This is a genomic window from Streptomyces manipurensis (genome assembly GCF_049570255.1).
Taxonomy (GTDB): domain Bacteria; phylum Actinomycetota; class Actinomycetes; order Streptomycetales; family Streptomycetaceae; genus Streptomyces; species Streptomyces manipurensis.
The window spans coordinates 5,258,118-5,281,930 of sequence record NZ_CP186950.1; the positions used below are offsets into that span (position 1 = coordinate 5,258,118).

General features: G+C 72.2%; 26 protein-coding genes. 25 read left to right on the forward strand and 1 reads right to left on the reverse strand.

What is annotated here, in order from left to right:
* The 15 genes from ACPU2J_RS24425 to ACPU2J_RS24495 all read left to right on the forward strand — a co-directional run bounded on the left by ACPU2J_RS24425 (position 1) and on the right by ACPU2J_RS24495 (position 11,491).
* Positions 1–240 carry an RNA-binding protein gene (locus ACPU2J_RS24425; RefSeq protein WP_030011889.1) on the forward strand — a complete coding sequence of 80 codons (240 nt, stop codon included), beginning with the start codon at positions 1–3 and terminating at the stop codon, positions 238–240.
* An 83-nt stretch (positions 241–323) separates the two neighbouring features.
* A complete protein-coding gene (rimM, locus tag ACPU2J_RS24430; protein WP_361604131.1) occupies positions 324–905 on the forward strand; it encodes a ribosome maturation factor RimM in 582 nt (193 codons plus the stop codon).
* Positions 905–1,726: a tRNA (guanosine(37)-N1)-methyltransferase TrmD gene (gene trmD, locus ACPU2J_RS24435; protein ID WP_361604128.1), complete on the forward strand. Its 822-nt coding sequence runs from the start codon at positions 905–907 to the stop codon at positions 1,724–1,726. The genes rimM and trmD overlap by 1 nt, the downstream gene beginning before the upstream one ends.
* Positions 1,727–1,860: 134 nt before the next feature.
* The gene (rplS, locus tag ACPU2J_RS24440; RefSeq protein ID WP_399823412.1) at positions 1,861–2,211 is read left to right on the forward strand and encodes a 50S ribosomal protein L19; all 351 of its coding nucleotides are present in this window, start codon (positions 1,861–1,863) and stop codon (positions 2,209–2,211) included.
* Positions 2,212–2,255: 44 nt separating this feature from the next.
* Complete coding sequence (lepB, locus tag ACPU2J_RS24445) at positions 2,256–3,014, forward strand: signal peptidase I (protein WP_420079476.1); 759 nt, start codon at positions 2,256–2,258, stop codon at positions 3,012–3,014.
* The gene (gene lepB, locus ACPU2J_RS24450; RefSeq protein WP_389068761.1) at positions 3,007–3,852 is read left to right on the forward strand and encodes a signal peptidase I; all 846 of its coding nucleotides are present in this window, start codon (positions 3,007–3,009) and stop codon (positions 3,850–3,852) included. The genes lepB (ACPU2J_RS24445) and lepB (ACPU2J_RS24450) overlap by 8 nt, the downstream gene beginning before the upstream one ends.
* A 99-nt stretch (positions 3,853–3,951) precedes the next feature.
* Positions 3,952–4,863, forward strand: coding sequence for a signal peptidase I (gene lepB / locus ACPU2J_RS24455; RefSeq protein ID WP_420079474.1), 912 nt, complete (start codon positions 3,952–3,954; stop codon positions 4,861–4,863).
* Between the two features lie 43 nt (positions 4,864–4,906).
* Positions 4,907–5,686: a signal peptidase I gene (gene lepB, locus ACPU2J_RS24460; protein ID WP_420079473.1), complete on the forward strand. Its 780-nt coding sequence runs from the start codon at positions 4,907–4,909 to the stop codon at positions 5,684–5,686.
* Positions 5,676–6,182, forward strand: a complete 507-nt coding sequence (locus tag ACPU2J_RS24465) for an NUDIX hydrolase (protein WP_361604116.1) — start codon at positions 5,676–5,678, stop codon at positions 6,180–6,182. The genes lepB (ACPU2J_RS24460) and ACPU2J_RS24465 overlap by 11 nt, the downstream gene beginning before the upstream one ends.
* 55 nt (positions 6,183–6,237) lie before the next feature.
* Positions 6,238–6,546: a DUF2469 domain-containing protein gene (locus ACPU2J_RS24470; RefSeq protein WP_005311352.1), complete on the forward strand. Its 309-nt coding sequence runs from the start codon at positions 6,238–6,240 to the stop codon at positions 6,544–6,546.
* Positions 6,547–6,654: 108 nt separating this feature from the next.
* Positions 6,655–7,026 (forward strand): YraN family protein, encoded by a 372-nt coding sequence (locus tag ACPU2J_RS24475; protein WP_365079733.1) that lies wholly within the window; start codon positions 6,655–6,657, stop codon positions 7,024–7,026.
* On the forward strand, positions 7,026–8,657 hold the full coding sequence (locus ACPU2J_RS24480) for a YifB family Mg chelatase-like AAA ATPase (protein WP_420079472.1): 1,632 nt from the start codon (positions 7,026–7,028) through the stop codon (positions 8,655–8,657). The genes ACPU2J_RS24475 and ACPU2J_RS24480 overlap by 1 nt, the downstream gene beginning before the upstream one ends.
* The gene (gene dprA, locus ACPU2J_RS24485) at positions 8,654–9,835 is read left to right on the forward strand and encodes a DNA-processing protein DprA (protein ID WP_420079471.1); all 1,182 of its coding nucleotides are present in this window, start codon (positions 8,654–8,656) and stop codon (positions 9,833–9,835) included. The genes ACPU2J_RS24480 and dprA overlap by 4 nt, the downstream gene beginning before the upstream one ends.
* 209 nt (positions 9,836–10,044) lie before the next feature.
* On the forward strand, positions 10,045–10,881 hold the full coding sequence (whiG, locus tag ACPU2J_RS24490; RefSeq protein WP_403628615.1) for an RNA polymerase sigma factor WhiG: 837 nt from the start codon (positions 10,045–10,047) through the stop codon (positions 10,879–10,881).
* Between the two features lie 52 nt (positions 10,882–10,933).
* Positions 10,934–11,491 carry a TetR/AcrR family transcriptional regulator gene (locus ACPU2J_RS24495; RefSeq protein WP_365079839.1) on the forward strand — a complete coding sequence of 186 codons (558 nt, stop codon included), beginning with the start codon at positions 10,934–10,936 and terminating at the stop codon, positions 11,489–11,491.
* Between the two features lie 63 nt (positions 11,492–11,554).
* On the opposite strand, the gene ACPU2J_RS24500 is transcribed toward ACPU2J_RS24495, so the two are convergent.
* Positions 11,555–12,115 (reverse strand): M23 family metallopeptidase, encoded by a 561-nt coding sequence (locus ACPU2J_RS24500; protein ID WP_423833981.1) that lies wholly within the window; start codon positions 12,113–12,115, stop codon positions 11,555–11,557.
* Positions 12,116–12,366: 251 nt separating this feature from the next.
* Here ACPU2J_RS24500 and rpsB point away from each other — a divergent pair, with 251 nt between their 5' ends.
* From rpsB to ACPU2J_RS24550, 10 genes are all read left to right on the forward strand, one after another.
* A complete protein-coding gene (rpsB, locus tag ACPU2J_RS24505; RefSeq protein WP_365079721.1) occupies positions 12,367–13,242 on the forward strand; it encodes a 30S ribosomal protein S2 in 876 nt (291 codons plus the stop codon).
* Between the two features lie 135 nt (positions 13,243–13,377).
* Positions 13,378–14,214, forward strand: coding sequence for a translation elongation factor Ts (gene tsf / locus ACPU2J_RS24510; RefSeq protein WP_350987711.1), 837 nt, complete (start codon positions 13,378–13,380; stop codon positions 14,212–14,214).
* A 162-nt stretch (positions 14,215–14,376) separates the two neighbouring features.
* Positions 14,377–15,156: a UMP kinase gene (pyrH, locus tag ACPU2J_RS24515; RefSeq protein ID WP_037928730.1), complete on the forward strand. Its 780-nt coding sequence runs from the start codon at positions 14,377–14,379 to the stop codon at positions 15,154–15,156.
* 72 nt (positions 15,157–15,228) lie between these two features.
* Positions 15,229–15,786: a ribosome recycling factor gene (frr, locus tag ACPU2J_RS24520; protein WP_030028670.1), complete on the forward strand. Its 558-nt coding sequence runs from the start codon at positions 15,229–15,231 to the stop codon at positions 15,784–15,786.
* Complete coding sequence (locus ACPU2J_RS24525) at positions 15,786–16,862, forward strand: phosphatidate cytidylyltransferase (RefSeq protein WP_420079469.1); 1,077 nt, start codon at positions 15,786–15,788, stop codon at positions 16,860–16,862. Before frr ends, ACPU2J_RS24525 begins: the two co-directional genes overlap by 1 nt.
* A 131-nt stretch (positions 16,863–16,993) precedes the next feature.
* Positions 16,994–18,109, forward strand: a complete 1,116-nt coding sequence (gene rlmN / locus ACPU2J_RS24530) for a 23S rRNA (adenine(2503)-C(2))-methyltransferase RlmN (protein ID WP_420079468.1) — start codon at positions 16,994–16,996, stop codon at positions 18,107–18,109.
* A gap of 252 nt (positions 18,110–18,361) precedes the next feature.
* Positions 18,362–19,462 (forward strand): thiamine ABC transporter substrate-binding protein, encoded by a 1,101-nt coding sequence (locus tag ACPU2J_RS24535; RefSeq protein ID WP_361597544.1) that lies wholly within the window; start codon positions 18,362–18,364, stop codon positions 19,460–19,462.
* 113 nt (positions 19,463–19,575) lie between these two features.
* Complete coding sequence (locus ACPU2J_RS24540) at positions 19,576–21,192, forward strand: ABC transporter permease (protein ID WP_420082340.1); 1,617 nt, start codon at positions 19,576–19,578, stop codon at positions 21,190–21,192.
* The gene (locus tag ACPU2J_RS24545; protein ID WP_423833982.1) at positions 21,192–22,232 is read left to right on the forward strand and encodes an ABC transporter ATP-binding protein; all 1,041 of its coding nucleotides are present in this window, start codon (positions 21,192–21,194) and stop codon (positions 22,230–22,232) included. The genes ACPU2J_RS24540 and ACPU2J_RS24545 overlap by 1 nt, the downstream gene beginning before the upstream one ends.
* Positions 22,233–22,331: 99 nt before the next feature.
* On the forward strand, positions 22,332–23,813 hold the full coding sequence (locus ACPU2J_RS24550; RefSeq protein WP_423833983.1) for a hypothetical protein: 1,482 nt from the start codon (positions 22,332–22,334) through the stop codon (positions 23,811–23,813).

Genomic DNA, 23,813 nt, shown 5'->3' on the forward strand with positions numbered 1-23,813 from the left:
ATGCTCGAGGAGGCTCTTGAGCACCTCGTGAAGGGCATTGTGGACAACCCCGACGAAGTGCAGGTCGCCTCGCGCAACCTGCGCCGAGGGCAGGTGCTGGAGGTCCGGGTCCACCCCGACGACCTCGGCAAGGTGATCGGCCGCAACGGCCGCACCGCGCGCGCCCTGCGCACCGTCGTGGGCGCCATCGGCGGCCGTGGCATCCGCGTCGACCTCGTCGACGTGGACCAGGTCCGCTGAGCAGTTGAACCACCGGCACGGGCCGGGGAGGGCACACGTGCCCGCCCCGGCCCGTCGTCGTCTGAACAGGAGAGGCACAGACAGTGGAGCTGGTAGTCGCGCGGATCGGCCGCGCCCACGGCATCAAGGGTGAGGTCACCGTCGAGGTGCGCACGGACGAGCCGGAACTGCGGCTCAGCCCCGGTGCCGTGCTGCGCACCGAACCGGCTTCGGCGGGCCCGCTGACCATCGAGACGGGCCGGGTGCACAGCGGCCGGCTGATGCTGCGCTTCGCGGGTGTCAAGGACCGTACGGCCGCGGAGTCGCTCCGCAACATCCTCCTCATCGCCGACGTGGACCCGGCGGAGCTCCCCGAGGAGGAGGACGAGTACTACGACCACCAGCTGATGGACCTGGACGTGGTGCTCGAGGACGGCACCGAGATCGGCCGGATCACCGAGATCTCCCACCTGCCCTCGCAGGACCTGTTCATCGTCGAGCGCCCCGACGGCACCGAGGTGATGATCCCCTTCGTGGAGGAGATCGTCGCCGAGATCGACCTGGAGGAGCAGCGCTGCGTCATCACCCCGCCGCCCGGGCTGATCGACGACCGCGCCGAGGTCGCCTCCGCCCGTGACGCCGAGGCCGAGGCCGCGGCCGGGGACCGTTCCGAGGGCGACGCCTGATGCGGCTCGACGTCGTCACGATCTTCCCCGAGTACCTGGAACCGCTGAACGTCTCCCTCGTCGGCAAGGCCCGCGCCCGCGGACAGCTCGACGTCCACGTCCACGACCTGCGGGACTGGACCCACGACCGGCACAACACGGTGGACGACACCCCGTACGGCGGCGGCCCCGGCATGGTCATGAAGACCGGGCCCTGGGGCGAGGCCCTGGACGAGGCGCTGGCCGACGGCTACGAGGCGGGCGCGCACGGCCCCGTCCTGGTGGTCCCCACGCCCAGCGGCCGCCCCTTCACCCAGGAACTGGCCGTCGAGCTCTCCGAGCGCCCCTGGCTGATCTTCACGCCGGCCCGCTACGAGGGCATCGACCGCCGCGTGATGGACGAGTACGCCACCCGCATGCCGGTGTACGAGGTCTCCATCGGCGACTACGTCCTGGCGGGCGGCGAGGCGGCCGTGCTCGTCGTCACCGAGGCCGTGGCCCGGCTGCTGCCCGGGGTGCTCGGCAACGCCGAGTCGCACCGCGACGACTCCTTCGCCCCCGGCGAGATGGCCAACCTGCTGGAGGGCCCCGTCTACACCAAGCCGCCCGTGTGGCGCGGCCGGGACATCCCCGACGTGCTGCTCAGCGGCCACCACGGGAAGATCGCCCGCTGGCGCCGGGACGAGGCGTTCCGCCGCACGGCGCGCAACCGGCCCGACCTGATCGAGCGCTGCGAGGCCTCCGCGTTCGACAAGAAGGACCGCGAGATCCTCTCCATCCTGGGCTGGCAGCCGTCCCCCGACGGGCGATTTTGGCGCAGGCCGGAGGCCGTGGAAGAATAGGCGGCTGTTGTGTGCCCGCCGGACGCCCCTGCCACAGGGGGACCGTCGTCCGCCGGGTGACGCGGCAACCGAAATCTCTACGGAAACCCGCACTGGCGACCTGTGGCGTCATGCGAAGAAAGCAGACGAAGAACATGTCTCACCTGCTCGATGGCGTCAACGCCGCCTCGCTGCGCTCGGACGTCCCGGCCTTTCGCCCGGGTGACACCGTCAACGTGCACGTCCGCGTGATCGAGGGCAACCGCTCCCGTATCCAGCAGTTCAAGGGTGTCGTCATCCGCCGCCAGGGCGCCGGTGTCTCCGAGACCTTCACCGTTCGCAAGGTCTCCTTCAGCGTCGGCGTGGAGCGCACCTTCCCGGTCAACTCCCCGATCTTCGAGAAGATCGAGCTCGTCACCCGCGGTGACGTGCGCCGTGCGAAGCTGTACTACCTCCGTGAGCTCCGCGGCAAGGCCGCGAAGATCAAGGAGAAGCGCGACAAGTAAGGTCGCCCACGGTGTCCGCGGGCGGCCGGATAGGCTCGCACCCGATGGACACCGAAGCACCTCACACGCAGCGCGGTCACTCTTCCTCCGGAACGGGGGAGGAGCGGCCGCGTTCTGCGTTGTCCCGGACCGGCCGGGAGGCGGAGCTACGCCCCGCCGCGGAGGGCCGCCGACCGGTGCTGACCTGGCGCCGGGCCGGGCTGCTGGGCGTGATCTGCACGGTCTTCCTGCTGCTGTTCAGCAACTTCGTCGTCCAGCCCTTCCTGATCCCGAGCCGTTCCATGGAGCCGACGTTCGCCGTCGGCGACCGGGTACTGGTCAACAAGCTGGCGTACCGGTTCGGCGAGCAGCCGCGCCGCGGGGACCTGGTCGTCTTCGACGGCACGGGATCGTTCGTGCGGGAGAGCTCCGACGGGAACCCGGTGGGCGACCTGGTGCACGGGGCCGTCTCGGCGCTCGGGCTGGCCGAGCCCTCCGACACCGACTTCGTGAAGCGGGTCGTGGGCGTCGGCGGTGACGACGTGGTGTGCTGCGACGCCGCCGGCCGGGTCGCGGTCAATGGGGTCCCGCAGGCCGAGCCGTACCTTTACCCCGGTGACGCGCCCTCGTCGGTGCCGTTCCGGATCGTCGTGCCCGTGGGGACCCTGTGGGTGATGGGGGATCATCGTTCCCAGTCCCGGGACTCCCGGGACCACCTGGGCGAGCCGGGCGGGGGGATGGTGCCGGTGGAGAAGGTGATCGGACGGGCCGACTGGATCGGATGGCCGCTGTCGCGGCTCGGCGCGGCCGGTGGCCATGGGTAGCCGCGGGCGGCCGCGGGGCCGCTCGGCGCGACAGCCCGAGCCGGAGCCGGAGCCCGTATTCGAGGGCGGCCGGGCCCAGCGCCGGCGCACGGCCCGCAAGATCCGGCGGCGGCGCCGCACGCGCCGGGTCGGAGAGCTGCCGCTCCTGGTGGTGGCGGCGCTGTGCATAGCCCTGCTCCTGAAGACCTTCCTGGTGCAGGCCTTCTTCATCCCGTCCGGCTCGATGGAGCAGACGATCCGGATCGGCGACCGCGTGCTCGTCGACAAGTTCACGCCGTGGTTCGGCTCCCGGATCGAGCGCGGCGACATCGTCGTCTTCAAGGACCCCGGCGGCTGGCTGCGGGGCGAGGCGGCCCGGCCTCCCCGCGACCCGGTCGTGGTCAAGCAGATCAAGCAGACCCTGACCTTCATCGGCCTGCTGCCCTCCTCGGACGAGCAGGACCTGATCAAGCGCGTCATCGGTGTCGGGGGCGACACCGTCAAGTGCTGCGACGGCCGCGGCCGGGTCACCGTCAACGGCTCGCCGCTCGACGAGCCGTACGTCAATCCCGGCAACACCCCCTCCGACATTCCGTTCGAGGTGCAGGTCCCCGCCGGCCGGCTCTTCGTCATGGGCGACCACCGCGCGAATTCGGCCGATTCCCGCTTCCACCTCGACGAGGCCTTCCAGGGCACCATCGCCGAGGACGGGGTCGTCGGGGAGGCCGTGGTGATCGCCTGGCCCTTCGGGCACTGGACCCGGTTCGAGCAGCCCGCCACCTTCCGCATGGTGCCCGATCAGGCACGCCGTGAGGGACGCGGGCGCCGACGGCGCCGTGGGACCGCCCCGTTCGCATAGTGTGTCCTCGGTCTCCCGAGCCTTAGGGAACTCCCGCTCGTTAAGGGAGGGGAGGGCCCGTGTCCGATCTCGACGCGGGCGGCAAGCGCGAGAAGAGGAGTGGATGTGGGGGATGTGGCGGTCGGCGCCCGATCCGGACGTGACGAGGGCGAGGAGCGGCCGGACGACGCCGTCGAGAGCAAGGTCGACGAGGACGGCGTCGAGGCGCAATCGCACCGCTCGTTCTGGAAGGAGCTCCCGCTCCTCATCGGCATCGCCCTGCTGCTGGCCCTGCTGATCAAGACCTTCCTGGTCCAGGCGTTCTCGATCCCCTCCGACTCGATGCAGGACACCCTGCAGCGCGGGGACCGGGTGCTGGTGGACAAGCTCACCCCGTGGTTCGGCTCCGAGCCGGAGCGCGGCGAGGTCGTCGTCTTCCACGACCCGGCGAACTGGCTGTCCGGCGAGCCCACGCCGGAGCCGAACCTCGCGCAGCAGATCCTCAGCAAGATCGGCCTGATGCCGGACGCCGCCGAGAAGGACCTGATCAAGCGGACCATCGCCATCGGCGGGGACACGGTCGAGTGCAAGAAGGGCGGACCGGTCGTCGTCAACGGCAAGGCGCTGGACGAGCCGTACATCTACCCCGGCAACACCCCGTGCGACGACGCCCCGTTCGGCCCGCTCAAGGTGCCCGAGGGCAAGATCTGGGTGATGGGCGACCACCGGCAGAACTCCCAGGACTCCCGCTACCACATGCAGGACTCCACCGGTGGGTTCGTGCCGGTCGACAAGGTCGTCGGGCGGGCCGTCGTGATCGCGTGGCCGGTCACCCGCTGGTCCACCCTGCCGATCCCGGACACCTTCGACCAGCCCGGCATCGGCAACCAGGCCGCGGCCACCGCCCTGGGCCTCGGGGCCTCCGGCCTCGCCCCCGTCGGGCTCGGCCCGGCCGCCCTGGGGCTCGCCGGAGCGGTGCCGCTGGTCATGTGGCGCAGGCGGAGGCTGACCGGCGGCCGTACCGACGGGTAGGGTGCCGCCCAGGTCGACGATCCCGAGGTGTGGGGGCGCTGCAATGGGCGGAACAGAAGCGATACGCAGTGGCGAGGATGGCCGCGGCGGTCTCGGCAACATCCTGTCGGGGCTGGCCGTGGCCATCGGCTTTGCGCTCTTCCTCGGCGGGTTCGTGTGGGGCGCGGTGATCTACCGCCCCTACACCGTCCCGACGGACTCGATGATGCCGACGGTCCGCCCCGGCGACCGGGTGCTCGCCCAGCGCATCGACGGCGGCGAGGTGCGCCGCGGCGACGTGGTCGTCTTCACTGATTCCATGTGGAGCGACTCGCCCATGGTCAAACGGGTCGTCGGGATCGGCGGCGACACCGTGAAGTGCTGCGACGCGGGCGGCGGGCTGACGGTGAACGGCACCCCGCTGGACGAGCCCTACGCCGACTCCACCCGGCCCGACACGGGCCTGGCGATGCCGCCCGGACAGGCCCCGGCCCCCGGCACCCCCTTCGAGGTCGTGGTCCCCGAGGGCAACCTCTTCCTGCTGGGCGACCGGCGGGCCGCGTCACTGGACTCCCGCGCCCACCTCCAGGAGGCCGGACAGGGCACCGTGCCCCGGTCGGCGGTCAGCGCCCGCGTCGACGCCCTCGCCTGGCCGTCCATGGCGATGCTGGAACGCCCCCGCACCTACGCCGGACTGCCCGGAGGGGTCTCCCAGGCGGGGCCGCTGCTGCTCCAGGTGGCGGCCGTGGCCGTCGGAGCCGCCCTCGTCGTGCTGGGAGCCGCGTACGGGCCGCTCGTACGGGTCCTGGGACGCGGCCGCCGGGAGCGCAGCGGTGTCCGCTGACCCGCCGCCCACGGGCGGCCCCCGGCAGGTCTCGCGGGTGATCCTGCTGGATCCGGCCGACCGCATCCTGCTGCTCCACGGCTTCGAGCCGGCCGACCCCTCCGACGACTGGTGGTTCACCCCGGGCGGCGGACTGGAGGGCGCGGAGAGCCGCGAGCAGGCCGCCCTGCGCGAGCTCGCGGAGGAGACCGGAATCACCGAGGTGGAGCTCGGGCCGGTGCTCTGGCACCGCTACTGCTCCTTCCCCTTCGACGGGCGCCGCTGGGAGCAGGACGAGTGGTACTTCCTGGCCCGCACCACCCAGACCGCCACCGCGATGGGCGGTCTGACCGAGCTGGAACGGCGCAGCGTCACCGGAGCCAGGTGGTGGACCTCCGAGGAACTTCTCTCGGCCCATGAGACGGTGTACCCGACCAGACTCGCCGAGCTGCTCCGCACGCTGCTCGTCGACGGTCCTCCGGGCGCGCCGGTGGTCCTGGCCCCGGAAATCGTTTAGGGGCGCACGGCCCTGGCGCACAATAGGGGGACGCACGGCTGAAGGGGAACATGCCATGAGTGCCGAGGACCTCGAAAAGTACGAGACCGAGATGGAGCTGAAGCTCTATCGGGAGTACCGCGACGTCGTCGGGCTGTTCAAGTACGTGATCGAGACCGAACGCCGTTTCTACCTGACCAACGACTACGAGATGCAGGTGCACTCGGTCCAGGGCGAGGTGTTCTTCGAGGTCTCGATGGCGGACGCCTGGGTGTGGGACATGTACCGGCCGGCGCGCTTCGTGAAGCAGGTCCGGGTGCTGACCTTCAAGGACGTGAACATCGAGGAGCTCAACAAGAGCGACCTCGAACTGCCCGGCAGCTGATCCGCTCACCCGGGAGGGTGAGCGGGTTTTCCACAACGGCCGGACTGTCCACCAAGATCCACAGAGTGGGCGGGGACGCGGGAACGTCGGTGCCGGAGGTGGTGCCGGATGAACGCGAAGGGCGTGGCACGACAGGCATTGGGGCGGTACGGCGAGGATCTCGCGGCACGACGGCTGACCGAGGCCGGGATGAGCGTGATCGCGCGGAACTGGCGGTGCCGCGGCGGAGAGATCGACATCGTCGCGCGCGACGGGGACGCACTCGTCGTGTGCGAGGTCAAGACCCGGCGGGCGGGTGACTTCGAGCACCCCATGGCCGCGGTCCGGCCGGCCAAGACCGAGCGGCTGCGGCGCCTCGCCGCGCGCTGGCTGGCCGACCACGGCGGGCCGCCACCGGGCGGCGTGCGCATCGACCTCGTCGGGGTCCTGCTGCCGCGCCGCGGCGCCCCGCAGGTGGAACACGTCAGGGGGGTGGCCTGATGGGGTTCGCGCGGGCCTGCTCGGTCGCCCTCGTCGGCGTCGACGGCGTGGTCGTCGAGGTGCAGGCGGACCTGGAGCCCGGCGTCGCCGCCTTCACCCTGGTCGGTCTCCCCGACAAGACCCTGGTCGAGAGCCGGGACCGGGTGCGCGCCGCCGTGGTCAACTCCGGCGCCGCCTGGCCGCAGAAGAAGCTCACGGTCGGGCTCAGCCCCGCCTCCGTACCGAAGTCCGGCGCCGGCTTCGACCTGGCCGTCGCCGCGGCCGTCCTCGGGGCGGCCGAGGTGATCGACCCGGCGGCCATCGCCGACCTCGTGCTCATCGGCGAGCTGGGCCTGGACGGCCGGGTCCGGCCCGTCCGGGGCATCCTCCCGGCCGTCCTCGCCGCGGCCGAGGCCGGCCACCGGCACGTCGTCGTCCCGCAGCAGTGCGCCGCCGAGGCCGCGCTCGTGCCCCACGTGTCCGTCCTCGGCGTGCGCAGCCTGCGCCAGCTGATCGCGGTCCTCACCGACGGGCCGGTCCCCGAGGAGGAACCGGACGGGCCTCCGGGCCGCCCCGACCCCATGGCCGCCGGACTGATGGTCCCCGGCGCCGCCCTGGGCACGGGCCTCGCCCCCGGCCGGGCCGGCACGGACTGCACGGACTTCCCCGACCTCGCGGACGTCACCGGGCAGCACACGGCACGCCGCGCCCTGGAGGTGGCCGCCGCCGGAGGCCACCACCTCTTCCTCAGCGGGCCCCCGGGCGCGGGCAAGACGATGATGGCCGAGCGACTGCCGTGGATCCTGCCGCCCCTCACCCGCCAGGACTCCGTGGAGGTCACCGCCGTCCACTCCGTCGCGGGGATCCTCCCGCCCGGAGAGCCGCTGGTCTCCAGGCCGCCCTACTGCGCGCCGCACCACTCGGCGACCATGCAGTCCCTGGTGGGCGGCGGCACCGGGATCCCCCGCCCCGGGGCGGTCTCCCTCGCACACCGGGGCGTCCTCTTCCTCGACGAGGCCGCGGAGTTCCACGGCCGGGCCCTGGACGCGCTGCGCCAGCCCCTCGAATCGGGACACGTCGTCATCGCCCGCGCCGCCGGGGTGGTCCGGCTGCCCGCCCGGTTCCTCATGGTCCTCGCGGCGAACCCATGCCCCTGCGGCCGCCACACGCTGGCCGGAGCAGGCTGCGAATGCCCGCCCTCGGTGATCCGCCGCTACCAGGCGAGGCTGTCCGGACCCCTGCTCGACCGGGTCGACCTGCGCGTGGAGGTCGAGCCCGTCACCCGCGGCGACCTGCTCGGGCAGGGCGGCCGCGGCGAGCCCACGGCCGCCGTCGCCGACCGGGTCCGGGACGCCAGGGAACGTGCCGACGCCCGGCTCGCCGGCACCCCCTGGCGGCTCAACTCCCAAGTGCCCGGACCCGAACTGAGGAGCCGTTGGCGGACGGCCCCCGGGGCGCTGGCCCAGGCCGAACGGGAGCTGGAGCGGGGACTGCTGACCGCACGCGGACTGGACCGGGTGCTGCGCGTCGCCTGGACCGTGGCCGACCTGCGGGGGAAGGACCGGCCGGAGACCCATGACGTCTGCGTGGCACTGGAGTTGAGGACCGGGATCGCCCGCGGGGCACTGTCCGTACCGGGAACGGGCCCATGAGCGGCGCGGGGGAGGAGGAACGGGAACGGCTGGCCCGCGCCGCGCTGACCCGGGTGCTGGAGCCGGGCGACGCCCACGGCGGGCGGTGGCTGCGCGAGCACGGCCCGACGGAGCTGATGCGGCTGCTGACCGACCCGGGCGCGCCGTGGCAACACCCGCCCGGAGTGGGCCCGGAGCGGCTCGCCGCGTACCGCGCGCGGGCGGCCGCGGCCGACCCGCTCCGCGACCTCGAACGGGCGGCCGCGTCCGGCATCCGCTTCGTGTGCCCCGGCTCGGCGGAGTGGCCCACCCAGCTCGACGACCTCGGCGACGAACGCCCCGTCGGGCTCTGGCTGCGCGGCCGGCCCAACCTGCGGACCTGGGCGCTCGGTTCGGTCGCCGTGGTCGGCGCCAGGGCCTGCACCCCGTACGGCGCGCACATGGCCCAGACCCTGGCCGCCGGTCTCGCCGAACGCGGCTGGGTGGTGGTCTCCGGCGCGGCCTTCGGCATCGACGGGGCCGCCCACCGCGGGGCCCTCGCCTCCGGCGGAGCCACCGCCGCCGTGCTCGCCTGCGGGGTGGACGTGGCCTACCCCCGCGGGCACGCCGGGCTGCTGGGGCGGATCGCCGGGCAGGGCCTGGTCCTGGGGGAGCTGCCACCCGGCAGCCATCCCACCCGCAGCCGCTTCGTCCTGCGCAACCGGGTCATCGCCGCCCTCACCCGGGGGACGCTCGTCGTGGAGGCCGCCCACCGCAGCGGCTCCCTGGTCACCGCCCGGCGCGCCCAACGGCTCGGACGGTTCACGATGGGCGTCCCCGGGCCCGCCACCAGCGGGCTCTCCGCCGGGGTGCACGAACTCCTGCGGGGCGGGGCCGAGCTCGTCACCGACGCGGCGGAGGTGGTCGAACTGGTCGGAGCCATCGGAGACCTGGCCCCCGAACGCCGCGGGCCGGCGCTCCCCCGCGACCTCCTGGAGCGGGACACCGCCGACGTGCTCGAAGCACTTCCGGCGACGGGCACGGTCACGGCGGCCGAACTGGCACGTGCCCGCGGCACCGGCACCGATGAAGTCATCGGCAGACTGTACGAACTTCACTCTCTGGGGTTCGTCGAACGGCAGGGCGACGGCTGGCGGTTGGGCCGACGAAAGGCGGAAGGAGCGACGGAAAGCGCAACCGCCCGGCGAGGCGGTCGTTGACCTGGGGAGTTCCGGTGAAAGAGTGAAGCCGATGAGAGACGCGGTCCTCCCGGTGGCAGTCGCCGGGACCGTGCGCCAGGCGCCGGTCCCGGGTCGCCCGTGCGAGTCGGGGCGCCCCTCGGGCCCCGCGCCATCCCGTACTCTTCGCGCACCGCGACACTTTCGTCACGCTACGCTCCCAAGGAATCCGGCTCCGGCAAAGGCGAAGCATGCCCCCACACACCTCAGGGTCCGACCGCGCCGCGGTGCCCCCCGCTGCCCGCGGCAGCGAGCGGTCCACCGCGCCCTCGTCCCTGGAGGTGCTCTGGCGCTCGTACAAGGACTCGGGTGACGAACGGCTGCGGGAACAGCTGATCCTGCACTACTCACCCCTGGTCAAGTACGTGGCCGGCCGCGTCAGCGTCGGCCTGCCGCCCAACGTGGAGCAGGCCGACTTCGTCTCCTCCGGGGTCTTCGGCCTGATCGACGCCATCGAGAAGTTCGACATCGACCGCTCGATCAAGTTCGAGACGTACGCGATCACCCGGATCCGCGGTGCCATGATCGACGAGCTCCGGGCCCTGGACTGGATCCCGCGCTCGGTCCGCCAGAAGGCCCGTGCCGTGGAGCGGGCCTACGCCACCCTGGAGGCGCAGCTGCGCCGCACCCCCACGGAGAGCGAGGTCGCCGGGGAGATGGGCATCGGCGTGGAGGACCTCCACGCCGTGTTCAGCCAGCTCTCCCTGGCGAACGTGGTCGCGCTGGAGGAGCTCCTCCACGTCGGCGGCGAGGGCGGCGACCGGCTGTCCCTGATGGACACCCTGGAGGACACCGCAGCCGACGACCCGGTGGAGGTCGCGGAGGACCGCGAACTGCGCAGGCTGCTGGCCCGGGCCATCAACACCCTGCCCGAGCGGGAGAAGACCGTGGTCACCCTCTACTACTACGAGGGCCTCACCCTCGCCGAGATCGGCAACGTCCTGGGCGTCACGGAGAGCCGCGTCAGCCAGATCCACACGAAGTCCGTGCTGCAACTGCGCGCAAAGTTGGCAGATGTGGGCCGGTGAGCTTGCGGCCCCTCCGTAGAGTGGAAGGGTGCCCAGGATTCGAGCGGCCTCCGTGGCCGAGCACCGGTCGATGCAGCGCGGCGCCCTCTTGGACGCCGCGCGCTCCCTGTTGTCCGAAGGCGGGACGGAAGCGCTGACCTTCCCCGCCCTGGCGGAGCGGACCGGCCTCGCCCGGTCCTCCGTGTACGAATACTTCCGTTCCCGCGCCGCCGTGGTCGAAGAGCTCTGCGCCGTGGACTTCCCCGTCTGGGCCGCCGAGATCGAAGCGGCCATGGAACAGGCCCCGTCCCCCGAGGCGAAGATCGAGGCCTACGTCCGCAGCCAGCTGGGGCTGGTGGGGGACCGGCGGCACCGCGCCGTGGTCGCCATCTCCGCGAGCGAGCTCGACGCCGGCGCCCGCGAGAAGATCCGGGCCGCCCACGGCGGGCTCGTGGCGATGATCGTCGAAGCGCTCGGCGCCCTCGGCCAGCCCGAGCCCCGGCTGTCCGCCATGCTCCTCCAGGGCGTCGTGGACGCGGCGGTCCGGCGGATCGAGCTGGGAGCCGCCGAGCACCCAGACGTGGTGACGGAGACTGCCGTCGCGATGGCACTGCGGGGCGTCCGCGGCTGAGGGCTTCCTTCCCCCCGCCCCACCCCCACCTCCGCCCTCACCCCGCCCCCCGCCCCGCCAGGGTCAGCCGGGCCCGGGGCCGGGGCGTCGTGCGTCAGGGTCTGCGGTCCGGTCGTCGGCCGGGGCGGGATCCGCTGCGGCGGGCAGCAGCCTCGGGGTGGGACGCGGCAGCAGGGCCAGGGGGTTCAGGTAGGCCTCGCCCGCCAGCAGTCCCCAGTGCAGGCACGGCCCGGGGCAGTGCGACCCCTCCGTGAGCACCGCCACCACCTGCCCCGCCTCGACCCGCTCGCCCTCGGCCACGAGCGGCCGGACCGGCTCGTACGTCGTGCGCAGCCCGTTCGGCAGGGCCAGCGAGAGCACCCCGCGGCCCGCGACCTGCCCCGCGTGGTGCACCCGGCCCGCGGCGACCGCCCGGAGCTCCGCCCCCACGGGAGCGGCGAGGTCCACCCCGCGGTGACCGGCCGCGTACGGCGTCGGCGGCGGGTCCCACCAGCGGACCACCGACAGCGGGGCCGGGAGCGGCCGGACCACGGGCGCGGGCCCGGACGGGACCGCCCGCGACAGGGCCGCCGGTGCCAGGGCCGTGGACAGGGTCAGGAGCAGGCCGAGCAGCAGAGTCGTCATGGGCCACAGCGTCCCGCGCTGCGCCGGGGCGGCGGGCCGGCCTGTGGACGGCCCGGGTTCTGTGGACAACGGCGTCACCCGGCATACCGCCGGGTCCCGTACACTTCTTGTGGCGATCCGGGTCACCGGGTCGACTTCGCACGCCCCGGCACCAGCCCGAAACGGCCAGGTGACAGCGTCTCTCGGTCCCCTTGAGGGGGCAGGGCGCGGTGGGGCGTCAGGAACCAAACCGAGAAACCAAGGAGATGGCCATGGCCGTCGTCACGATGCGGGAGCTGCTGGAGAGCGGCGTCCACTTCGGTCACCAGACCCGTCGTTGGAACCCGAAGATGAAGCGCTTCATCTTCACGGAGCGCAACGGCATCTACATCATCGACCTGCTGCAGTCGCTGTCGTACATCGACCGCGCCTACGAGTTCGTGAAGGAGACCGTCGCGCACGGTGGCTCCATCATGTTCGTCGGTACCAAGAAGCAGGCCCAGGAGGCCATCGCCGAGCAGGCGACGCGCGTTGGCATGCCGTACGTCAACCAGCGCTGGCTCGGTGGCATGCTCACCAACTTCTCCACCGTCTACAAGCGCCTCCAGCGTCTGAAGGAGCTTGAGGCGATCGACTTCGAGGACGTCGCCGCCTCGGGTCTCACCAAGAAGGAGCTCCTGGTCCTCTCCCGCGAGAAGGCCAAGCTGGAGAAGACCCTCGGTGGTATCCGCGAGATGTCGAAGGTTCCCAGCGCCGTCTGGATCGTCGACACCAAGAAGGAGCACATCGCCGTCGGTGAGGCGCGCAAGCTCCACATCCCGGTCGTCGCGATCCTCGACACCAACTGCGACCCCGACGAGGTCGACTACAAGATCCCGGGCAACGACGACGCGATCCGTTCCGTCACCCTGCTCACCCGCGTGATCGCCGACGCCGTCGCCGAGGGCCTCATCGCCCGCTCCGGCGCTGCGACCGGCGACTCGAAGCCGGGCGAGAAGGCCGCCGCCGAGCCGCTCGCCGAGTGGGAGCGCGACCTGCTCGAGGGCGACAAGAAGGCTGACGAGGCTCCGGCCGCCGACGCCGCCGCCGAGGCTGCTCCGGCCGCCGAGGCCGCCGAGGCCCCGGCCGCCGACGCCGAGCAGGCCTGACCCACTGAGAGCGCCCGGCGTTCACCCGCCGGGCACTCACAGCGCGGACGATGACGGCGGGGGAGCCGCGCCACGAGCGCGGCGCCTCCGCCGTTCACCCGTAGATCTACGACTTCGAGAGAGAATCACAGACTCATGGCGAACTACACCGCCGCTGACGTCAAGAAGCTCCGCGAGCTCACCGGCGCCGGCATGCTGGACTGCAAGAACGCGCTCGTGGACGCCGACGGTGACGTCGACAAGGCCCAGGAAGCCCTCCGCATCAAGGGCCAGAAGGGCGTCGCCAAGCGCGAGGGCCGTTCCGCCGAGAACGGTGCCGTCGTCTCCCTCATCGCCGACGACAACACCTCCGGTGTCATCGTCGAGCTGAAGTGCGAGACCGACTTCGTCGCCAAGGGCGAGAAGTTCCTGGCCGTCGCCAACGAGCTGGCCGCGCACGTCGCCGCCACCTCCCCGGCCGACATCGAGGCGCTGCTCGCGTCCGAGATCAAGCCCGGTCAGACCGTCACCGCCTTCGTCGACGAGGCCAACGCCAACCTCGGCGAGAAGATCGTCCTGGACCGCTTCGCGCAGTTCTCCGGCGGCTACGTGACCGCGTACATGCACCGCACGATGCCCGACCTGCCGTTCCAGATCGGCGTCCTGGTCGAGCTCGACAAGGAGAACGCCGAGGTCGCCCGCGGCGTCGCGCAGCACATCGCCGCGTTCGCCCCGCAGTGGCTGTCCGCCGAGGACGTCCCGGCCGAGAAGGTCGAGTCCGAGCGTCGCATCGCCGAAGAGGTCACCCGCGCGGAGGGCAAGCCCGAGGCTGCCATCGCCAAGATCGTCGAGGGTCGCGTCAACGGCTTCTTCAAGGACGCCACGCTGCTCGGCCAGGCCTACGCCCTGGACAACAAGAAGTCCGTCCAGAAGGTCCTGGACGAGGCCGGTGTCACCCTGAAGCGCTTCACCCGCATCAAGGTCGGCATCTGAGTCCGTCCGTACGCGACGGACACCGGACCCCGGTAGGGTCTGAAGCAGTCGTCCGCGCTTGCGCGAGGCGACCGCAGATCTGACGAGGAGGCCATTGCCGAAGAGGGAACCGCAAGGACCCACCGGCAATGGCCTTCTTCGTATGTGCACGAGGAGATCTCCATGAATCAGGGCGTGGACCCCCACACCGCATCCGACGACAAGAGCGACCAGTTCAAGAAGGGCCGCCGCTTCATGCTGAAGCTGTCGGGCGAGGCCTTCTCCGGTGGCGGAGGACTGGGCGTCGACCCCGACGTCGTCCACGCCATCGCGCGTGAGATCGCCGCGGTGGTCCGCGACGGCGCGGAGATCGCCGTCGTGATCGGCGGCGGCAACTTCTTCCGCGGCGCCGAGCTCCAGCAGCGCGGCATGGACCGGGCCCGGTCCGACTACATGGGCATGCTCGGTACGGTCATGAACTGCCTCGCCCTCCAGGACTTCCTGGAGAAGGAAGGCATCGACTCCCGCGTGCAGACCGCCATCACCATGGGGCAGGTCGCGGAGCCGTACATCCCGCTGCGCGCCGTGCGCCACCTGGAGAAGGGCCGCGTGGTCATCTTCGGCGCCGGCATGGGCATGCCGTACTTCTCCACCGACACCACGGCCGCCCAGCGCGCCCTGGAGATCGACGCCGAGGCCCTCCTCATGGGCAAGAACGGTGTCGACGGGGTCTACGACTCCGACCCGAAGAAGAACCCGGACGCGGTGAAGTTCGACGCGCTGGAGTACGGCGAGGTGCTCTCCCGCGACCTCAAGGTCGCCGACGCCACCGCCATCACCCTCTGCCGTGACAACAAGCTGCCGATCCTCGTCTTCGAGCTGCTCGCCGAGGGCAATATCGCCCGCGCGGTCAAGGGTGAGAAGATCGGCACGCTCGTCAGCGACGAGGAAACCCGGGCCTGAGCAGTCCGCCGCCGGACCGGAGCCCGGACCGGCCCGCCTGAACCATCCAATCAAGACATGCAGGAGCACGTGGTGATCGAAGAAATCCTCCTCGAGGCCGAGGAGAAGATGGAGAAGGCCGTCGTCGTCGCGAAGGAGGACTTCGCCGCGATCCGCACCGGCCGTGCGCACCCGGCGATGTTCAACAAGATCGTCGCCGACTACTACGGCGCCATCACGCCCATCAACCAGCTCGCCTCGTTCGCGGTTCCCGAGCCGCGCATGGCCATCGTGACGCCGTTCGACGCGTCCGCGCTGCGCAACATCGAGCAGGCCATCCGCGACTCCGACCTCGGCGTCAACCCGAGCAACGACGGCCGCATCATCCGGGTGACCTTCCCCGAGCTCACCGGTGAGCGCCGCAAGGAGTACATCAAGGTCGCCAAGAACAAGGCCGAGGACTCCAAGGTCTCCATCCGCTCCGTGCGCCGCAAGGCCAAGGACGCCCTCGACAAGCTCGTCAAGGACAAGGAGGCGGGCGAGGACGAGGTCCGCCGCGCGGAGAAGGAGCTCGACGACACCACCGCGAAGTACGTCGCGCAGGTGGACGAGCTCCTCAAGCACAAGGAAGCCGAGCTCCTCGAAGTCTGATGAACGACTCTTCCTGGCAGCCGGAGCCGGTTCCGGCGGGTCCCGCATACGATGCGCAGGTGGGCCCTCACACTCGGCCCATGCCCATCGTGCCCGATGCCGCCGGCCGTGACTTCGACGGCCGGGAAGCACGCGATCGGGGGGCCGCCCCGCACGGCGGCTCCCCCTTCCGCGCCGAGACGCCGCCGCAGGAGCCCATGCCCAGCCCCCCGCCCCCGCATGCCCAGCAGCCGCAGGACTCCTCGCCTCCGCCGCCCAAGAAGCGCGCGGGACGGGACCTGCGTGCCGCGATAGGGGTCGGTGTCGGTCTCGGTGCGGTGATCTTCGCCTCGCTGCTGATCGTCAAGGCCGTCTTCGTCGGCGTGATCGTCGTCGCGGTGGTCGTCGGCCTCTGGGAGCTCACCTCCCGGCTCCAGGAGAAGAAGGGCATCAAGGCCCCGCTGGTCCCGCTCGCGGTCGGCGGCGCGGCCATGGTCATCGCCGGGTACGTCCGCGGGGCCGAGGGGGCCTGGGTCGCCATGGCCCTGACCGTCCTGGCGGTCCTGGTCTGGCGGATGACCGAGCCGCCCGAGGACTACCTCAAGGACGTCACGGCGGGCGCCTTCGCGGCGTTCTACGTGCCCTTCCTCGCCACCTTCGTCGCGATGCTGCTCACGCCCGACGACGGCCCCCAGCGCGTGATCACCTTCCTGGTGCTGACCGTGGTCAGCGACACCGGTGCGTACGCGGTGGGCTGGCGCTTCGGCAAGACCAAGCTCGCGCCGCGCATCAGCCCCGGGAAGACGCGTGAGGGGCTCTTCGGGGCGGTCGCCTTCGCGATGGCTGCGGGCGCGCTGTGCATGGAGTTCCTCATCGACGGCGGCGCCTGGTGGCAGGGCCTGCTGCTCGGCCTCGCGGTCGCGGTCAGCGCCACCCTGGGCGACCTGGGCGAATCGATGATCAAGAGGGACCTGGGCATCAAGGACATGGGCACCCTGCTGCCGGGGCACGGCGGCATCATGGACCGGCTCGACTCCCTCCTGCCCACCGCTCCGGTGGTGTGGCTGCTGCTGGCGGCCTTCGTCGGCACCGGGTGACCGGACCGGGTCGGGTTATCCTGGAGGGCGCGCCGCGTGACGTGGCGCGCCCTTTCCGTCCAGCGGCCACGCCGCGGACCGGCCCTGCACGCGCGGGGTGACCCCCACCTCGTCGTACTGAGGAGTACCGCATGGCCCCCCGTCCCGCTCCGGGTGAGCTCACCTTCGTCGCTCCCCGCGGGGTCAAGAAGCCGCCCCGGCACCTCGCCGACATGACCCCGGCCGAGCGCCGCGAGGCGGTCGCCGCGATCGGCGAGAAGCCCTTCCGGGCCAAGCAGCTCTCCCAGCACTACTTCGCCCGCTACGCGCACGACCCGGCCGAGTGGACGGACATCCCCGCGGGCTCCCGGGACAAGCTCCGCCAGGAGCTCCTCCCGGACCTGATGAACGTCGTCCGGCACATCAGCTGCGACGACGACACCACCCGCAAGACCCTGTGGAAGCTGCACGACGGCACGCTCGTGGAGTCCGTGCTGATGCGCTACCCCGACCGGGTCACCATGTGCATCTCCTCGCAGGCCGGCTGCGGCATGAACTGCCCGTTCTGCGCCACCGGCCAGGCGGGCCTGGACCGCAACCTGTCCACCGCCGAGATCGTGCACCAGATCGTCGACGGCATGCGCGCCCTGCGCGACGGCGAGGTGCCCGGCGGCCCGGCGCGGCTGTCGAACATCGTCTTCATGGGCATGGGCGAGCCGCTGGCCAACTACAACCGCGTCGTCGGTGCCATCCGCCGGCTGACCGACCCCGAGCCCGACGGCCTCGGCCTGTCGCAGCGCGGCATCACCGTCTCCACGGTGGGCCTGGTCCCGGCGATGCTGCGCTTCGCGGACGAGGGCTTCAAGTGCCGGCTGGCCGTCTCCCTGCACGCGCCCGACGACGAGCTGCGCGACACCCTGGTCCCCGTGAACACCCGCTGGAAGGTCCGCGAGGTCCTCGACGCGGCCTGGGAGTACGCCGAGAAGTCCGGCCGCCGGATCTCCATCGAGTACGCCCTGATCCGCGACATCAACGACCAGGCCTGGCGCGGTGACCTCCTGGGCCGGCTGCTCAAGGGCAAGCGCGTCCACGTCAACCTGATCCCGCTGAACCCGACGCCCGGATCCAAGTGGACCGCCTCGCGGCCCGAGGACGAGAAGGCCTTCGTCGAGGCGATCGCCCGCCACGGAGTGCCCGTCACCGTCCGGGACACCCGTGGCCAGGAGATCGACGGCGCGTGCGGCCAGCTGGCCGCTTCGGAGCGGTAGCTTCCGCTTCTGTCCGTCGCGATTCGGCCACGGGGTACCCTGTGGCCGAACCAATTTCATATTCCGACAGGGGAGCGCCACAGCGCTGAGAGTGCGGTTCCGTCATCCGCAGACCCTCTGAACCTCGCCCCGGTCATTCGGGGTAGGAAGTTCGGTCACCACTCAAGCTGTTGCGCCCTGCCCGGCGTCCGCTCCCACAGAGCGCCGGGCAGGGCCGCGTCTTCTCCTGGACATCCCAGGAGGAATTCACCAGTGAGCACCACCAAGAAGATCGCGGGCGCCGTGCTCGCGGCCGCGCTGGGCGTCACCACGCTCGGCGCCTGCGGCGGCGGCGACACCAAGGACAAGCCGTCGGGCACGAGCGACGCCCCGAAGTCCAAGACCGTCACCCTCGTCTCCCACGACTCCTTCAACGTGACCGACACGGTCCTGAAGGAGTTCGAGCAGACCAGCGGCTACACCGTGAAGGTGCTGAAGTCCGGCGACGCCGGCACCGCACTCAACCAGGAGATCCTCACCAAGGGATCGCCGCGCGGCGACGTCTTCTTCGGCGTCGACAACACCCTGCTCTCGCGCGCCCTCGACAACGGCATCTTCACCCCGTACGAGGCCAAGGGCCTGGCCGAGGTCAAGCCGGAGTACGTGCTCGACAAGGAGCACCGGGTCACCCCGGTCGACTCCGGCGACATCTGCGTCAACTACGACAAGGCCTACTTCGCCGACAAGAAGATCGCCCCGCCGCAGACGCTGGACGACCTGATCAAGCCCGAGTACAAGAACCTGCTGGTCACCGAGAACGCGGCGACCTCCTCGCCCGGCCTCGGCTTCCTGCTCGCCTCCGTCGGAAAGTACGGCGAGGAGGGCTGGAAGGACTACTGGGCCAAGCTGAAGGCCAACGGCGTCGAGGTCGTCGACGGCTGGGAGCAGGCCTACAACGAGCGCTTCTCCGGCTCCGCGGGCGGCAAGAAGGCCAAGGGCGACCGGCCGCTGGTCGTCTCCTACGCCTCCAGCCCGCCGGTCGAGGTGCTGTACGGCGAGCCCCAGCCGGCCGAGGCGCCCACGGGCGTCTCCACCGGCACCTGCTTCCGCCAGATCGAGTTCGCGGGCCTGCTGAAGGGCGCCAAGAACGAAGAGGGCGGCAAGGCGCTCCTGGACTTCCTGATCAGCAAGAAGTTCCAGGAGGACATGCCGCTGCAGATGTTCGTGAACCCGGTCACCAAGGACGCCGCGCTGCCCGAGCTCTTCACCAAGCACGGTGTGGTGATCGAGAAGCCGGAGAACGTCACTCCGGAGAACATCGCCAAGAACCGCGAGCAGTGGGTCAAGGCGTGGACCTCGACCGTCGTGAAGTAGGCGGAACCGGAGACAGGGGAACGGGCGCGGCGTCGGGGGGCGCCGCGCCGGGCCCCGCCCCGGCCCCGGCCGCCGGCGGGGGAGCGCGGGCGGCGCTGGTGCGGCTCGCCCTGATGGCCGTCCCGCTCGCCTTCTTCGGACTGTTCTTCGCCTACCCCGTCGCCGCGATCGTCGGGCGCGGGCTCAAGACCGACACCGGATGGCAGTTCGGCCGCTTCGGCGAGGTGCTGAGCCGGCCCGACATCGCCGACGTCCTGTGGTTCACCACCTGGCAGGCGCTCGTCTCCACCGCGCTCACCCTGCTCATCGCGCTTCCCGGGGCGTACGTCTTCGCGCGCTTCGAGTTCCCCGGCAAGCAGCTGCTGCGGGCCGTGGTCACCGTCCCCTTCGTCCTGCCGACCGTGGTCGTGGGCACCGCCTTCCTCGCCCTGCTGGGGCGCGGCGGCCTCCTGGACGAGACCCTCGGCGTCCGCCTCGACACCACCGTCTGGGCCATCCTGCTCGCCCACGTCTTCTTCAACTACGCCGTCGTCGTCCGCACGGTCGGCGGGCTCTGGGCCCAGCTGGACCCCCGCCAGGAGGAGGCCGCCCGGGTCCTCGGAGCCGGCCGTTTCACGGCCTGGCGGCGGGTGACCCTGCCCGCGCTGGCGCCCGTCGTGGCGGCCGCCTCGCTGATGGTCTTCCTCTTCACCTTCAGCTCCTTCGGCGTCGTGCTCATCCTCGGCGGACCCTCCTACTCCACCCTGGAGGTGGAGGTCTACCGCCAGACCGCCCAGCTCCTGGACCTGCCGACGGCCGCCGTGCTGACGATGGTGCAGTTCGCCGCGATCGGCACGATCCTCGCCGTGCACGCCTGGACCGTGCGCCGCCGGGAGACCGCCCTGCGGCTGGTGGACCCCGGCCGCACCACCCGCCGGCCGCGCGGCTGGGCCCAGCGGACCCTGCTCGGCGGGGTGCTGCTGACCGTCGCGGTGCTGATCGTGCTGCCCCTGGGCGTGCTCGTCGAGCGGTCCCTCGACGCCCCCGGCGGCTACGGCTTCGGCTTCTACCGGGCACTGGCCGAATCGGGCGCCGGCGGCGGTACCTTCCTGGTGCCACCGCTGGAGGCGATCGGCAACTCCCTGCAGTACGCGCTGGCCGCCACCGCGATCGCCCTGGTCATCGGGGGACTGGCGGCCGCCGCGCTGACCCGGCGCGCGGGCGCCTTCGCCCGCGGCTTCGACGCGCTGCTGATGCTCCCGCTGGGCGTCTCCGCCGTCACCGTCGGCTTCGGCTTCCTCATCACCCTGGACGAACCGCCGCTGGACCTGCGGACCTCGTGGATCCTGGTCCCGCTGGCCCAGGCGCTGGTGGGCGTCCCCTTCGTCGTACGGACCATGCTGCCGGTCCTGCGCGCCGTCGACGGACGGCTGCGGGAGGCGGCGTCGGTGCTCGGCGCGTCACCGCTGCGGGCCTGGCGCGAGGTGGACCTGCCCCTGGTGCGGCGGGCGCTGCTGATCGCCGCCGGGTTCGCCTTCGCCGTCTCGCTCGGGGAGTTCGGCGCGACCGTCTTCATCGCACGGCCGGACCGGCCGACCCTGCCGGTGGCCGTGGCGCGGCTGCTGGGACGGGCCGGCGAGCTGAACTACGGGCAGGCGATGGCCCTGAGCACCATCCTGATGCTGGTGTGCGCGGTGTCCCTGCTGGTGCTGGAGCGACTGCGACCCGACAACACCTCCGGAGAGTTCTGATGACCCTGCTTCAGCTGGAAGGGGTGTCCGTCCGCTTCGCGGGGAGCACGGCCGGGAACGCCCTCGACCGCGTGGACCTCGCGGTCGCCGAGCACGAGATCGTGTGCGTGCTGGGGCCGAGCGGCAGCGGCAAGTCCACCCTGCTGCGGGTCGTCGCCGGCCTCCAGGAGGTCTCCGGCGGGCGGGTACTGCTCGGCGGCGCCGACCAGGCGGCCGTGCCCGTCCACCGGCGGGGCGTGGGCCTGATGTTCCAGGACCACCAGCTCTTCCCGCACCGCGACGTCCGCGCGAACGTCTCCTTCGGGCTGCGCATGCGCGGCGAGGGCCGCACCGCGTGCACCGCCCGGGTCGCCGAGCTGCTCGACCTGGTCGGCCTGCCCGGAGCCCAGGGCCGGGCCGTGGCCTCCCTGTCGGGCGGCGAGCAGCAGCGGGTGGCGCTGGCCCGGGCGCTGGCGCCGTCACCGCGGCTGCTCATGCTGGACGAGCCGCTCGGGCAGCTGGACCGGGGCCTGCGGGAACGGCTCGTGGTGGAACTGCGTGGCCTGTTTACCCGGCTGGGCACGACGGTGCTCGCCGTCACGCACGACCAGGGGGAGGCCTTCGCCCTGGCCGACCGGGTGGTGGTGATGCGGGACGGACGGATCGCGCAGGCCGGTACCCCACTGGAGGTCTGGCAGCGGCCCGCGTCCGAGTTCGTGGCGCGCTTCCTCGGCTTCGAGAACGTCGTCCCGGCCGACGTCTCGGGGGAGTGGGCCACGACCGCGTGGGGCAAGGTCCCCGTCCCGGCCGGGTCCCCCCAGGGCGGGCAGCGGCTGCTGGTCCGGCCGGCCGGGGTCGTCCTCGGCGCCGTCGGCCTGCGCTGCGAGGTGGTCTCCCGTACCTTCCGCGGCACCCACGTCACCCTGGGCCTGCGGCCCTCGTCGGGGCCGCCGCTGGAGGCCGAGTGCGCCCTGGCGGGTGCCCCGGCCGCGGGCGACGCGGTGGAGGTGACCTTCACCCCGGGCGAGGTGGTCGTCCTGCCGCGGAAGGAGGGACCGTAGCGCAGACCTGTGGCGCGCGGGCCGTCGGCGGCCCGGCCGCGGTCTCCGGACGGCCTCGCCCGAGTGACGTCCGCCCACCCGATGGAGCAACGGAGCACGATGCCCGACCTTCCGGCGGCGTTCACCGCCCTCCACGACGAGCCCTTCCCCGAGCTGCTGGGCCTTGCGACCCAGGCCGTGACCAGCGCCGACGGCCGGTGGACCGCCGTCAGTTCGGTGACGAGCGGGTCCAGCCGGATCGCCGTCTACCGGTCCGAAGACCTGTCCTGCGTCCAGCTGGCCACCTTCGCGGCGGAGACCGACTCGATCGCGTTCCACCCCGCGCTGCCCCTCCTGGCCGTCGCCCTCGACAACGGCGACGGGTACTGCCGGAAGGGCGGCATCACCCTGCTGGAGCCCGACACCGGCCACCGCGTCGACTTCCCCGACCCCGCCTGGGGCGTCGAAGCGGTCCGCTGGCAGGACGAGCGCACCCTCCGGGCGACCTTCATCGCCATGGACGACGGCACCTGGCACCGCACGGCCCGCGCCACGGTCGTACGCGACGACTGGCGGGGCCTGGCTCCCGACGCCGTCGACCTGTCCTCCCTCGACCGGGAGCCGCACGACGGCACCGCGGCCCCCGACGACGACCCGCCCCCCGCCCTCCCGCTGCTCCGCGCGCTCGCCGCGCGGGCCGGCCGTACCTACGGGCCGCACGGCGGGGTCCAGGCGGTGGCCGCCCTGCCCGACGGACGGGTCCTCGCCACCCGCAGCCACGTGGCGGTGGAATGCCGCTCCGCCGACGGTGCGCTGCTCTGGAGCGTGCCCGCCCCGTCCGCCGCCGGAGGCGTCCGGATCGCGCCGGCCGCCGACGGTCGGACCGTGCGAGTCGCCGTTCCCGGCCCCGACTCCCGCACCCGGACCGACGTCCTGCTCGTCGACACCGCCGACGGCACCGTCACCGAGCGCCTGACCGTGCCCTTCTCGGCCGGCCTGTCCACCCGTACGGACGGCGTCTGGGCGCTCCGCGACACCCACGACCGCTGCTCCGGCGCCGAACCGCCCACCGCACCCGACACGCGGATCCACTCCGGGACCACCCTCACCGGATCCGTCCACGTCGGCGACCGCTACGACCTGATCCCCCTCGACGTGCGCCGCTGCCCCGAACTGCTCCACCTGCGCGGCCGCCGGCAGATCGTCGCGCTCGCCCCGGACGGCGCCGAGACGGTGCTGTGCGCCGCCGACCCCGCGCCGCCCGCCCGCTCGGTGTACGTGTGCGACGACCGCGGTCCGGCCCTGCTGCACGGCGGAACGGAACTCCGCCGCCGCGACCTCGCCTCCGGCGGGATCCTGTGGACCTGCCCGACGGGCTCCCCGGTCATCGACCTCGACGCGGAGGCCGGCGTGGTGCACGCCCTGTGCGCCGACGGCACCCTCCTGCGCGCCGACGCCGCCGACGGCAGGCTCCTCGCCCGCCACCGGCTTCCCCCGTACGGGCCGCTGTCGCTGTACGCGGCCCCCGGGGGGACGGTCCTGGTCGGCACGGCCGCCGGGCAGATCCTGCGCTGCCCGGAGGCCGGTGCGGACAGCCCGTAG

Coding starts and splice junctions, on each gene's coding strand:
- ACPU2J_RS24425 (WP_030011889.1), top strand. CDS start 1: ATGCTCGAGGAGGCTCTTGAGCACCTCGTGAAGGGCATTGTGGACAAC.
- trmD (WP_361604128.1), top strand. CDS start 905: ATGCGGCTCGACGTCGTCACGATCTTCCCCGAGTACCTGGAACCGCTG.
- rplS (WP_399823412.1), top strand. CDS start 1,861: ATGTCTCACCTGCTCGATGGCGTCAACGCCGCCTCGCTGCGCTCGGAC.
- lepB (WP_420079476.1), top strand. CDS start 2,256: ATGGACACCGAAGCACCTCACACGCAGCGCGGTCACTCTTCCTCCGGA.
- lepB (WP_389068761.1), top strand. CDS start 3,007: ATGGGTAGCCGCGGGCGGCCGCGGGGCCGCTCGGCGCGACAGCCCGAG.
- lepB (WP_420079473.1), top strand. CDS start 4,907: ATGGGCGGAACAGAAGCGATACGCAGTGGCGAGGATGGCCGCGGCGGT.
- ACPU2J_RS24470 (WP_005311352.1), top strand. CDS start 6,238: ATGAGTGCCGAGGACCTCGAAAAGTACGAGACCGAGATGGAGCTGAAG.
- ACPU2J_RS24475 (WP_365079733.1), top strand. CDS start 6,655: ATGAACGCGAAGGGCGTGGCACGACAGGCATTGGGGCGGTACGGCGAG.
- ACPU2J_RS24480 (WP_420079472.1), top strand. CDS start 7,026: ATGGGGTTCGCGCGGGCCTGCTCGGTCGCCCTCGTCGGCGTCGACGGC.
- dprA (WP_420079471.1), top strand. CDS start 8,654: ATGAGCGGCGCGGGGGAGGAGGAACGGGAACGGCTGGCCCGCGCCGCG.
- whiG (WP_403628615.1), top strand. CDS start 10,045: ATGCCCCCACACACCTCAGGGTCCGACCGCGCCGCGGTGCCCCCCGCT.
- ACPU2J_RS24500 (WP_423833981.1), bottom strand. CDS start 12,115: ATGACGACTCTGCTGCTCGGCCTGCTCCTGACCCTGTCCACGGCCCTG.
- rpsB (WP_365079721.1), top strand. CDS start 12,367: ATGGCCGTCGTCACGATGCGGGAGCTGCTGGAGAGCGGCGTCCACTTC.
- tsf (WP_350987711.1), top strand. CDS start 13,378: ATGGCGAACTACACCGCCGCTGACGTCAAGAAGCTCCGCGAGCTCACC.
- pyrH (WP_037928730.1), top strand. CDS start 14,377: ATGAATCAGGGCGTGGACCCCCACACCGCATCCGACGACAAGAGCGAC.
- ACPU2J_RS24525 (WP_420079469.1), top strand. CDS start 15,786: ATGAACGACTCTTCCTGGCAGCCGGAGCCGGTTCCGGCGGGTCCCGCA.
- rlmN (WP_420079468.1), top strand. CDS start 16,994: ATGGCCCCCCGTCCCGCTCCGGGTGAGCTCACCTTCGTCGCTCCCCGC.
- ACPU2J_RS24540 (WP_420082340.1), top strand. CDS start 19,576: ATGGCCGTCCCGCTCGCCTTCTTCGGACTGTTCTTCGCCTACCCCGTC.
- ACPU2J_RS24545 (WP_423833982.1), top strand. CDS start 21,192: ATGACCCTGCTTCAGCTGGAAGGGGTGTCCGTCCGCTTCGCGGGGAGC.
- ACPU2J_RS24550 (WP_423833983.1), top strand. CDS start 22,332: ATGCCCGACCTTCCGGCGGCGTTCACCGCCCTCCACGACGAGCCCTTC.